We start from the raw sequence: 11,328 nt of genomic DNA, 5'->3' as shown, positions 1-11,328 counted from the left end.
AACGGTTCGAAAAGGTAGACATTGTGTGTCGGCGTCAGTGGTGCTTGCCGGATGGCGCAAGCTTTTGCGTATCACGTTTCCTACACATATCGCTCTGCATTCTCGCAGCGCTGACCAAATGGCTCGTACTCTTCGGGGTGGGTGCGAAGCATGCAAATGAGGTGGGGAGACGCAATGCGAATGCGCCTTTAGGGTCGTTGGGGGAATCATCACCGTATTCATTTTTTGGCTGCGTTGAACGCAACGCGGTCGCGGCGCTTCGCTGTGCCGAAAATTCGGCGAATGAAAAAAAATCGCGCTAGGCAGGTAGGGAATGGGCGCGAAGCTGCGTTTTGATTTGTGGGGATGTATGGCGATGCGACTGCGCTCTACGTCGATGAGTTTTGGCCTCTTTGATCATGAGGCTTGTTGTCTGCATGGATGCGGTCGCTGTGAGTAGTGCCTCGGCTCGCGGATGGTCCGGAGTCGAAACCGATTGCCACTTTTGTTTCTGGGGAGAATCAAAAATGCAAGCAAAGTTCAAGTACGTACTTTTGGCTGGTCTTATCAGCGCTGCCTGTGTTCCCGCAGCTTTTGCGGCGCAGCCTGACAATGTTCTGGGGCAGACCGACCAGCAGGTGGGTCCGATCGAAGCGCTCGCGCGTCAGGCGTGGCGTGAAAACATGGCGCAAATCGCCACACCTTCGGAAGGCTGCTTTGAAGCGGATTATCCCAGCATCCTCTGGCAACAGGTGGCGTGCAAGCAGTTGACGCCGCGCGTACACACCTTGCCGGCCAGGGTGAGGCAAATGCATCTGCAGCCGCAAACGGCCGGCAACGGCGACGACTATGTGATGCAGGCGCCGGGTTCGGACCTGATCAGCAAGACGGTCGGCAGCTTCCCGACGGTAACGGGCGTGACGTCCGAGCAGGGCGTGGGCGTTGCATCATATGGCGGTGGCGGCATTCTCGGGGCGAACGAATACTCGCTGCAGATCAATTCGCAGTTCACCTCCACCACGGCGGCCTGCAAGAGCCACTCCGGTTGCACCGTGTGGCAGCAGTTCGTCTACGCGCCGGACTATGAAACCCAGGGCGAAGCCGCTGGCTTCATGCAGTACTGGTTGATCGGCTATGGCAGCAGCCGTTGCCCGAGCGGCTGGGGTAGCGATGGCAGCGGTGACTGCTACCGGAACAGCTCCTATGTGAGCGTGCCGGATGTGCCGGCTACGTCGCTTGCCAGCCTCAGCGTTACGGGGGCAGCGGTTTCGGGCGGCAACGACACCATCACCGTGACCTACTCGGGCAAGGCCTATAGCGCGAGCGGCAAGGACAGCGTGGTGGACCTGGCCAGCGTGTGGCACCAGTCGGAGTTCAATGTGGTGGGTAACGCCGGTGGTTCGGAAGCCGAGTTCAACAGCGGCTCGTCGATCACGGTGAGGGTGGCCGGCACCTATGGTTCCACCAGCGCGCCGACTTGCGTGGCCGATGATGGCAGCACGGGCGAGAGCAACAACTTGAACCTGGGCAGCTGCAGCGCGGTGAGCGGTTCGTCGCCGTATATTCAGTTCACCGAGTCGAACTGAGCGGCAAAGCGTGCGTTCGAAAGAGAAGCCGAGGGGGAAACCCCTCGGCTTTTCCCATATGTGGACCACTTGTGCCGTCGACGTTTCGGCAGAGCCTGCGATTCCGAGCGGTTGGTCAAAGCTTGAAGTTCAAGCTCGCCAGGTACGTGCGCCCGTTCTTATAGATATTGAGCCGTGTGTTCGGCGTATTAGGGCAGCTACTGCCGGTGCGCGGAGGCGTGCGTTTTTCCCCTCCGCCTTGGCGTTTCGAAAAAGCCATCCCGATCGGTGGCGAAGCTGTACCGTGAAAATCGTGCCGACGATTTCGCCGCAACGATCGGGTGCCCTGCACCGATAGTGAAAAGCAGCGTAAGTCATAAGCAGCGCAAAGTGCTGCCGAGCGGAATTTGCCACGATCTAAAAAAGAGTTTGTGACGAAATAAGTGCATGAACGAAAGGCGGCGGGCGATTTGTCACGTTGCGTGGCAATAATCGGCTTGAACCGGTTTGACTAGCGCAAGGCTTTCCACCTGTTGCGTCGCAGGACAAAGCGCTGATTAATAGAGCCAACGAGAGGGGGGGGAGGCGCACGTGGGTCGCGTTCAACACACTTGGCGCAAGCGGGCAGCGCGGCCGGCGATGGCAGTGCGGATGTCTTCGGGCATTAAAGATATGCCGGCGGCGGCCGATTCCCTGGCAGGTTTCAAGCACGGCGGTTTTTGTTTATCCCGCGATGCTGGTCCACGCCATGGGCATGTCGCATGGCCGGCACTGCATTCGCGGGCTTCTCCAAGACGGCCAAGGCTGCCCGGCCATGCATGGGGAGTGGTTGGCGCTTTGATGATCGAGGGGATAAGGACGTCGCATAACCCATATCGCAGCACGATCGATTTCATATGAGGTTTTCCCACTGACGTGGGGCAAGCGAATGTCCTGGAGAGAAGTTCCTGATCTGCTGGCGGTTGGACTGCTGATCTATGCCTTTGTGACGGTGTCGCGTCCCGCTGGCAACGCGATGACGCGGCTTTGGCTGGCCGGCTGGATCTGCGTCGAAGTGCATTTCGCCGCCTATTCGTTCCTCGATCTGCCGGGGTGGCGCGGTGTGCTTGCCGACATTGTCGGCACCGCGGCGCTGGTGTGGTGTGCAGCGTTGTTCTGTTGGTCGATGGATCCGCGGCCCCGCCAACGGGAAAGCCGCCTGTTGTTCTGGGCCGTGTCGGCCGTCTACACCTTTTACTTGGCGTTGGCGTCGCTACCCGTGCCGCCCAGCGGTCTCCTGGTGGTGGCGGCCAGCCTGTTCGCACTGGTGCCGTTGGCCATTGTCGCGATGGCGCCGCAGGCGGAACGACCCTCCACCCGGTGGATCACCGTGGGGCTCAATGCGGCGCTGGCGATGGCTTTGCTGCGCTGGCAGTTTTCTCCGCACGGCGCCGACTTGATGAATGTGCTGCCGCTGTTCGTGGCTTATTTCATTTGCTGCCTGCAATTCAGCTTTTCCAAGCAACGCAAGACAGGCGGCTTCGTGGTCACGGCGCTCGGCCTGCTGGCCTGGTCGCTGGTGTTTCCTGTCGGCATGGTGTTCGACCTGTTCTGGCCGAAGGTCGAGGTCGGCCCGGAGGTCTGGAACCTGCCCAAGTACCTGGTGGCCGTGGGCATGATCCTGCTGTTGCTGGAGGGTCAGCTGAAACGCAATCAGCATCTCGCGCAGCACGATGCCTTGACCGGCCTGCCGAACCGCCGCCTGTTCCAGGACCGCATCAGCGGTGCCATCGAACGCGCACGTCAACACCAGGCATGCATGGCCATGCTGGCCATTGACCTGGATGGCTTCAAGCAGGTGAACGATACGCTAGGCCATCACGTCGGCGACGCCGTGTTGCAGCAGGTCGCGCGCCTGTTCAGCGGACGGCTGCGGCGCATCGACACGCTGGCGCGTACCGGTGGCGACGAATTTTCGGTCGTGCTGGAAGGGCCGATCACACGCAAGGAAGCCGCCGACGTTGCCAGCGCGCTGCGGCAATTGCTGGATACGCCACTGTCGATCGACGGCCATACCATGCAGATCGGCGCGAGCATCGGCCTGGCGATATTTCCGGACGATGCGCAAACACCGCACGGGCTGTGCATTCGCGCGGACGAGCGGATGTACGTGGCCAAGCGCAATGGCGGCTGCGCGGTGCAGGCGGGCTAAGCGCAAGGGCAATAACTTAAGCGTGTATCTCGCACTCGCCAGGATGCGTCCCCTCCCCTGCGAAGTAGGGGAGGGCTAGGGTCCATGCTCCGAACTTAAGGATGTTTCAGCCGCCAGAAATCCAAGCCCGGCATTCCGGCGAACGCCGGAATCCAGTGAAGAATGACGTGCGAAGCACACGACATAAAGGCTTCGTGTGCTTCGCACGATATATTTAAACTGGATTCCGGCGTTCGCCGGAATGACGAATTAGAGTTCCCGGCGATAGATGGCCCTTAAGTTCGGAGCATTGGGGCTAGGGTGGGGTGCGAGCGCAGCGAGCGGCGGGAGCCGAACATGTTTCCATGCATTTCCGCAGCAAATTCAGCTGTACGCTAAAGCCCGAGCAACCCCACCCCAACCCTCCCCTACTGCCGCAGGGGAGGGAGTGCATCGTGGCGAGTATCAAGTCGCGCAGCCGAACCCCAACCTACGCGCACACCACTGGGTGGGTTACGGCGTTCCGAACCACTTCAAATCCACCGCCTGCGCCATCGCCTTGTAACCCGCGCTGTTTGGATGCAGGTGATCGCCGCTGTCGTAAGCCGGCAGCATTTTTTGCGGTGCGGACGAATCGCGGATGACCTGGTCGAAATCCACCACGCCGTCGAAGGCGCCGCCGTGGCGGATCCACTCGTTCACTTCCTCGCGCGTCTTTTCACCGGCAACGCTGTGATACGGCCAGCCGCTGCCGCCATACGGCGTCAAGGTGGCGCCGTAGATTTTCACGTGCCTGGCATGCGCGCGGGCAATCAGGGTTTTCATGCCGTCGATAAGCTGCTGCGCGGAGATCTTGTCCTTGGCCGCCCATGCATAGCCCGAGCCGCCGATATCGTTGATACCTTCCAGCAGCACGATCCAGCGCACGCCAGGCTTGTCCAGCGCATCCCGGTCAAAGCGCGACAGCGCGCTGGGGCCCATGCCGTCGTGCAGGATGTGATTGCCGGCGATACCGGCGTTCGCCACGCCGATGGAGGAGAGCTTGGGATCCGCCTGCAGGCGTTCGGCCAAGTCGTCGGGCCAGCGCATGTTGGCATCCTGGGTGGAGCCGACGCCATCGGTGATCGAATCGCCGAAGGCGACGACGGTGGCGGTGGCGGCGGGGCCGCTGACTTCCACGTCGGTGAGGAAGAAACGCGCGCCGCTTGTTTCGCCCTGCGGGAAGTGCGTGGCGGCGGTGGCATCGCCGCTTTCGGTGAGATAGGCCGTGGCCTGGCCCACGTTGTGCGTGGTCGACGCGTGGTATGGCGCGTCGGGCGGCGCATACAGGCTTACGGCCAGCTCCTGCAGCGGCTTCACGTCCATCTTCACCGGATCGCTCAACACGCTTTCGCCCTTGGCGATGGTGACCGTGGGCTTGCCGTTGAACAGCAGCACGTGATCGCTGCCGGGCACGGTGTCCGCGCCGCTGGCATGCAGCGCGATGTGGACGGGGCCCAGGGTGATGGGCACGTTGCCGAACAGGTTGGAAAGCCGGATGCGTACTTGCGAACCGCCGACGCTGACGCGCACGATCTGCCGCACGGTTTGCGCGTTCACCACGGGGCCGGCGGTGTCCGGCACGGCGGACCAGGTATCGACCCAGGCGTGGTGGCCCGTGCCCGCCATCGCCGTGGCGATGAATCCGCATATCGCGCCGCTCAAAACCCGTTTTAAAAGCCGATCACGCATGCCGCTGCTCCCGCGTTTGTTTTGGAAGCGCGACGTATAGCAAAAGCCCGATTAACTTAGTCGCGATCGGGTATTACAAAATTTATCAGGCGCGCTTGCGGCCATTGCTTGTTGCGGTGCGGAAATGCCCGCTCCGGAGAGCGGGCGTGCGCATGGCAGCGAAGCGCCTATATCACCAATACTTGGTGATATAGCTGTTGAAGGTGCTGATGTTCAAACTACCCCAGCCCGATACGTTGTCGTAACCGGCCTTCGCGTTGTAGCCGTGGCCATCGTAGCCGTTGTTGCCGGAGACCACGTCGTGCAGCGGCGCCTTATGCTTGTTGAAATGGATGTACATGTTCTGTGCCGGCATGCCGAGTGTGTTGCCATGCGCCGATTCCATGCGTGCCCATACGCCCACGAACAAGGGCGACGCCAGGCTGGTGCCACCGATCTGTTCCGGCGTCCCATTGACGTAGATCATGGCGCCGCTGTTGTAGGCGGCATCGAAAGCCAGGTCCGGCAATTGCCGCTTGGTAGCCGATGCGCCGAACACGTGCGTCTGCCAGGACGGCGCCGCTTCAAACAGGCTGACGCCGCCACCGGTGGCCCACAAGCGTCCATTGAAGTCACCGTTGGTCGGGTCCACTTCGGCAAGCCCTTCGTTCCACACGGTTTCACCGGCCCAGGTCTTGGCGCCTACCGTCTGGAGCGCGGTACCGCCCACGGCAATCACATAGGGCGAGGTGGCCGGCTCGCTGACCGAGTAATGCGAGAGATCGATTTGCACGGTACCGGCGCTGTTGACGACATAACCCGGCTCACCTTCGGTCGGATCCGCAGACCACTGGTACACGCCCGCATCGCCGGACGCGATCGAGAAGGTCTGGCCCTGCGCCATCGCCTGTGCGAACACCTTGTCGTCGGCAGCCTGCGCGCCTTCGGTGTGCGCCGCCGTTTCATCCTCGCCCAGCGATACGTTGATCACTTTGGCTACGTTCTCGGTAACGGCCTTGTTGTAGGCCGCGGTCAGCGTGGCGTTGGTCAGGCCATCGTCGTTGGCGTCGCCGTTGACTGCGGTATAGAACACCAATTGCTTCACGCCGCCGGAAATGCCGATGATGCTCTGGCTGTCGAGGTCCCATTCGGACGGATCGCCATCGGAAACCAGCTTGCCGGCGCTGCCTGGCGCCACGCGCGTGTTCACCGTGGGCAGATGGTTGGCCTTGGTGAAGGCGTTGAGGTCGCTGATGGTCTGGCTAAGATCGCCCCAAGTGATGATGCCCACCACCGTCTTGGAGGCGCTGGGCGTGCTGCCCGCGTCATAGATGGCGGCAAAATCGGTCGGGTTGTGCGCGACCTCGCCAGCGCTGGCGGCCGTCGTGGCGAGTGCCGAGGGGTGATACGACATGACGTGGGGCTTGGCGTAATCCTGCAGGCCCAGCACCGCATCCACGATGCCATCCAACGAAGCCGGCACGGTGACGTCGGCGCTGTTGGCATAGTGCTGCTTGTTCTTGAATGCGAAGGTTTTCATGTCGGCATGGAAGGCGGCATTGACCGCTGCCGCCGTACCTTCGGCCGACACCAGCATGTTGTTCGATGACACTTCCACATCATGAAACCCTGCCGCTGTCAGATGCGCCACGACGGCTTTCACTTGATCGTCCGTGGGCGCGTACTTGGCCTTGAATTGTGCCGGCGTCAGGAACTGCTGATAGAGCGGGCTGTGCGAATCATTGATGCCGGTGAGAAAGCTCTCCAGTTCGTCGACGTTGCGCAGGTTCAAGCTCACCGACACATGCATGGTCTTGCTTGCATCCATCGGCGCAACCAGCGCGGCGTCGATGATGGGGTGGTGCGTCGTGGCCAAGGCAAAGGCATGGCTGCCGGTGTCCTGCAGCGTCGCCGACGTGCGTGTGGCGACGCGTGCCTCCTGGGCGTGTGCGGCCATGCACATGGCGAGTGCCAGCGGCAGCAGCAGTTTGCGGCCGTGCGAATTACAGCTTTTCTTCATCACAAAATTCCCCGCAATGTGAAGAGACAAGCGACCTCCCTGAGGTCGTCATGCCCCATGTGGATAGAGATGCGTTGCTTGATGAGGGTATGCAGCTGTGTAGCGATTGCATGCTCCACGCATGCTCGCCGGAACGGACCTTGCGGAATATTCAGGACGAATGCGAACGGCGAAACGAATGGAGCCGATCTGCCGTCCCCCGACGACAGACCACGGCAACTTAAGTTACTTCTGCAACCGTGAGCAATGTGCCGTGCGCGTGATGATCATCACAAGTGAAAACGTTTGGCCATCTCATGACCGAAAAGTGTCGTCTTCTGACTGAGCGTGTGATGACGAAGCCTTCGTGCAAGCACCGTCACTTGAGGACCATGTGCGAAAACGGGGGATAGTCGCGATGTGCGTGATTTATGCGTGTCGTCAACAAAGCCCATCGTGTACGTCGCTGGGGCCTGTTTACCCTATTGGCGTAGCTCGCGCTGGGAGCTGTTTGCCCGCCAGGCAAGGAAGAGCGAAGGAGGTGTACGTCGCTACACGACGGAACGATGACGCGGTATGGGGGCAAACAGACCCAGCCCTTTCGTGGTACGAGCCAGCACGCGGTAGCTGCGGCAGCGGGATAAAAACGGGGCCGGCAAAGTCAAACAACGCACTCTGCCGGCCCCGCCAGTCCAACCGGAGACTCTGCAGGGAGAAAGCCACATCAACGTGTTCAGAGTCGGGAACTCGCTGCGGTCCCGCCATGTAGTCCGCGAAACCCCAGGACGGAACGGATGCAGGGAGATGATTGGGTGGAGCGAAAGTGTAGGGGTCGGTCGGGCCGACGCGCAGGGCCGGGCGGGACAGATTGCTGTGCGGATGGGCCGTTGTGCGGTGCATATACATACTTATGTGTATTTCGCCGGCCGATGAATCTTGGTGAGCCATGCTTGTCCCGTCAGCTCATGCCCCTGACACGCCCGGACAAACCCATCACCGCGCATCACCAGGCATGACAGGCCACATTTCGGACCGTCTCGGCTGCCTTCACTGCCCTTGGCCTGTCCGGTTTTGCCGCGCCTAACCCATTGATTCAAAAGCTTGTCATCGCAAACGCATAGTCCGCATAGACAAACCGCATGCGTGACATGACACCCGTCCCGATGATCCACCCCGCTGCCGAGGGTGACAGGCCGAAACTGGGTCGTCCGGCCCCCGGCCATTGAACTTGCGAGGGTTGGATCATGAACGAGTGGTACCGGGGCGATATCTCGGCGGAATATGCGATGGGGCTGCTTGAGCTGTTGGAGCAGTGGAACATCGGCATGGAGGAGGCCCTGGCCGACACCGGCATCGGCTCGGCCCAGCTGGAGGGCGATCTGCGTCTCACGACGCAGCAAGATGCAGCCCTGAGCGGAAACGCGGTACGCCTGACCGGCAACGAGGGTCTCGGTTTCGAACTCGGCCTGCGCAGCACGCTGACCTGGCACGGCATCCTGGGACTGGGGCTGATGAGCTGCCGCACCCTGCGCGACGCCCTGCGCCTGTGGACGGGCTACCTGGATGTGCGCACCAGCTCGTTCTGCATTTACATGCACGAACATGACGGACTGGCCGAACTGAACATCCAGGACCTGGCGCCCGGTGCGCTGATGCGCGACTTCGGGCTGGAGCGCCTGGCCACCATGACCGCGCGCCTCGCCGCGCAGCTGACGCAGCAGGAACTGCCGGAGGTGGAAATGTGGTTCAAGGACGAGGAGCCGTCCTACGCCGCCGCCTATGCCGACCGCTTGCCGAAGGTGCGCTTCGCCACCGGGCTATGCCAGGTGCGCATGCCCAGCACCTACCTCGATCTGCCGCTGCCCACGGCGCATAGCCTGGTGCTGAGCCAGGTGAAGCAGCATTGCGAGCGCGAGCGCATCTCGCTCGGGCAGAACAACTGCCTGATCGCGCGCATCAAGGGCCTGCTGCCGCTGGAAGACGGCACCTACCTGGGCATGGAAGATGTGGCGCAAGCCCTGTGCATGTCCAGCCGCACCCTGAAGCGCAAGCTGCGCCACCTCGGCTTCAACTTCCGCCAGCTGGTGGACGAGGCGCGCAAGCAGGAAGTGCTGCGTGATGTGTTGAACACCACCATGACCATCGACGAAATCGCCAATCGCCGCGGGTATTCGGATGCCGCGAATCTGACGCGTGCGTTCCGGCGCTGGACGGGCGAGTCGCCGAGCCAGTATCGGGCGAAGTTGCCGTACAAGCTGGAGCGCGGGATGGCGGCGGCGCAGCAGGTGGCTTGAGGCGCCGTCAATCGTCAATCGTCAATCGTAAGAGCGGTACCGACAGATGCACAGGACCGCTCTTCACGATTCCCGATTTACGATTCCCGATTTACGTCACAGCACATACAGCAACGCGCGAACCAACTGCCGCACCTGCGCCGGATCGCGCGGATCGATACAAAAAATCGGCACGAACAGACTCATGCGGCGGGCAAGCGCGTACATTGTTTCCATCGAAAAGCTGGGGGTGATGTCGCTCTTGCTGATGCCGATCACGAACTTGAGCGCAGGATCGATGCGCGCCAATTGCTCCACGCCGGTGTGGCAATCCTGCGCAAGCGTTTGCGACGAAGCATCCAGCAGCAGCACCGCGCCGAGTGCGCCGGGCCCGACGATCGCGCCCATGAAATCCAGGTATTCCTGGCCCGGCAGTCCATACACGTGCAAGATCTCGCCGGGGCTGAGCTGGATGGTGCTGTAGTCCAGAGCAACCGTGGTCGTGGCCTTGTCACCGGCAACGGCATCTGTCCATGGCACCTCCGATGACACCGGCGGTGTATCGGAAATGGCGCGAATCGCCGCGGTCTTGCCGGAGCCGACGGGGCCGGCGAACAGGAGTTTGATGGTCTTTTCTGCATCAAGCATGCGAATAACTCAACTTCAGGCCGAAGTGCCGTGCCACGCGTTGAATGAGGGACGAGGCGGTGGGCAGCGCCACTTGCTGCGTCTCGGATGCCGCGGTGTCGGCGCAGGCGAGCGCGCCGCTGGCAAGCGTCGCCCACAAGAAGGCGTTGATGTGCGTGGTGGCGATACCGGTGGATTGCGCCAAGGCATCCGCCGACCAGGCACAACGCTGCAATAGCGCGGAAAGGCGCAACGCTTCTTCGTTCTCCGTCACGCCGCCCAGATCGGGCCAGCGAGCGAGCCGGTATTGCTTGCCGCCCAGCGAGGGCAGGTTGGCCTGATGCTTCATGCAGGCGTTGATCAGGAAACTCTCCAGGCTGCGCGAGACCAGCCATTCGCTTGCATACGGATCGTTCGCCGGGCGCGCCATGCACAGCCAGGTATTTTCCAGCAGGCGCGTTTCCGCCGCCGGCAGGTCGCTGACCGAACGCGTGAGAAGGCGGCCCGCCGCATGCCGCAGGATCATCGCGATATGGCCGCGCTTCACCAGCAGGTCCTGGCTGCAGCCGGCTTCGCGGATGCAGATGCCGAGCAGGCCTTGCACGTCGTCGCAGGTCGGTTCTGAGGAAGGCTGCAATTTTTCTTGCAGCGCGCGCGCAATGGCCGCGGCCGGCGCATCGCGGTCGAGCTTGCAGGTGTACGGGGTAATGGTGTCCCCGCTGCGCGGAAACACCATCACCGGCAGATCACGCCGCGTGGCCACTTCATAGGCGAGTCGGCCGTGGCCGCTGTCGATGTCGACGATCAGCATGTCGCTTTCGCCGCCGCGCCAGTCCTGCAGCTCCACATGGATCTGCGATGCGGCCAGCAGGCCGCAAGCCAGCGACAAGCGCAAGGCCAGCTCTTCGGAGAGGCCGGCGGTGCCGAGCGTGATGTGCATGAGCTTTTCCTCCGTCATAAACCGACCGGCGCGTGGCCGTCAGGAAAAATCCAGCGTCTTCTCGA

General features: G+C 61.8%; 8 protein-coding genes. 4 read left to right on the top strand and 4 right to left on the bottom strand.

Annotation, left to right across the window (positions count from 1 at the left end):
• From VMA74_RS14345 to VMA74_RS14335, 3 genes are all read left to right on the top strand, one after another.
• The coding region (locus VMA74_RS14345) for a hypothetical protein (RefSeq protein ID WP_325368105.1) at positions 1-302 on the top strand (302 nt) is incomplete at its 5' end.
• A 204-nt stretch (positions 303-506) separates the two neighbouring features.
• Positions 507-1,565, top strand: coding sequence for a hypothetical protein (locus tag VMA74_RS14340; RefSeq protein ID WP_325368103.1), 1,059 nt, complete (start codon positions 507-509; stop codon positions 1,563-1,565).
• A gap of 907 nt (positions 1,566-2,472) precedes the next feature.
• Complete coding sequence (locus tag VMA74_RS14335; RefSeq protein WP_325368101.1) at positions 2,473-3,735, top strand: GGDEF domain-containing protein; 1,263 nt, start codon at positions 2,473-2,475, stop codon at positions 3,733-3,735.
• Between the two features lie 492 nt (positions 3,736-4,227).
• Here the strand turns inward: VMA74_RS14335 and VMA74_RS14330 are convergent, their stop codons facing one another.
• On the bottom strand, positions 4,228-5,445 hold the full coding sequence (locus tag VMA74_RS14330) for an SGNH/GDSL hydrolase family protein (RefSeq protein WP_325368099.1): 1,218 nt from the start codon (positions 5,443-5,445) through the stop codon (positions 4,228-4,230).
• A 172-nt stretch (positions 5,446-5,617) separates the two neighbouring features.
• On the bottom strand, positions 5,618-7,444 hold the full coding sequence (locus VMA74_RS14325) for a S53 family peptidase (RefSeq protein WP_325368097.1): 1,827 nt from the start codon (positions 7,442-7,444) through the stop codon (positions 5,618-5,620).
• A 1,223-nt stretch (positions 7,445-8,667) separates the two neighbouring features.
• Between VMA74_RS14325 and VMA74_RS14320 the strand changes: the two genes are divergently transcribed.
• Entirely contained in the window at positions 8,668-9,717 is a 1,050-nt protein-coding gene (locus VMA74_RS14320; RefSeq protein WP_325368095.1) for an AraC family transcriptional regulator, read from the top strand.
• Positions 9,718-9,813: 96 nt separating this feature from the next.
• On the opposite strand, the gene VMA74_RS14315 is transcribed toward VMA74_RS14320, so the two are convergent.
• Positions 9,814-10,344, bottom strand: a complete 531-nt coding sequence (locus VMA74_RS14315; protein WP_325368093.1) for a GTPase — start codon at positions 10,342-10,344, stop codon at positions 9,814-9,816.
• Complete coding sequence (locus tag VMA74_RS14310; protein ID WP_325368091.1) at positions 10,337-11,263, bottom strand: hypothetical protein; 927 nt, start codon at positions 11,261-11,263, stop codon at positions 10,337-10,339. The genes VMA74_RS14315 and VMA74_RS14310 overlap by 8 nt, the downstream gene beginning before the upstream one ends.
• Between the last annotated feature and the right edge of the window lie 65 nt (positions 11,264-11,328).

Origin of the sequence: Dyella sp. (assembly GCF_035508675.1) — a bacterium.
Classification (GTDB): Bacteria; Pseudomonadota; Gammaproteobacteria; order Xanthomonadales; family Rhodanobacteraceae; genus Dyella_B.
Note: the sequence above shows the minus strand (reverse complement) of the source record. Positions and strands in the feature narration are given on the sequence as shown.

What these genes read in the sequence shown, in the direction of transcription:
- VMA74_RS14340 (WP_325368103.1), top strand. Translation starts at nt 507, where the DNA reads ATGCAAGCAAAGTTCAAGTACGTACTTTTGGCTGGTCTTATCAGCGCT.
- VMA74_RS14335 (WP_325368101.1), top strand. Translation starts at nt 2,473, where the DNA reads ATGTCCTGGAGAGAAGTTCCTGATCTGCTGGCGGTTGGACTGCTGATC.
- VMA74_RS14330 (WP_325368099.1), bottom strand. Translation starts at nt 5,445, where the DNA reads ATGCGTGATCGGCTTTTAAAACGGGTTTTGAGCGGCGCGATATGCGGA.
- VMA74_RS14325 (WP_325368097.1), bottom strand. Translation starts at nt 7,444, where the DNA reads ATGAAGAAAAGCTGTAATTCGCACGGCCGCAAACTGCTGCTGCCGCTG.
- VMA74_RS14320 (WP_325368095.1), top strand. Translation starts at nt 8,668, where the DNA reads ATGAACGAGTGGTACCGGGGCGATATCTCGGCGGAATATGCGATGGGG.
- VMA74_RS14315 (WP_325368093.1), bottom strand. Translation starts at nt 10,344, where the DNA reads ATGCTTGATGCAGAAAAGACCATCAAACTCCTGTTCGCCGGCCCCGTC.
- VMA74_RS14310 (WP_325368091.1), bottom strand. Translation starts at nt 11,263, where the DNA reads ATGCACATCACGCTCGGCACCGCCGGCCTCTCCGAAGAGCTGGCCTTG.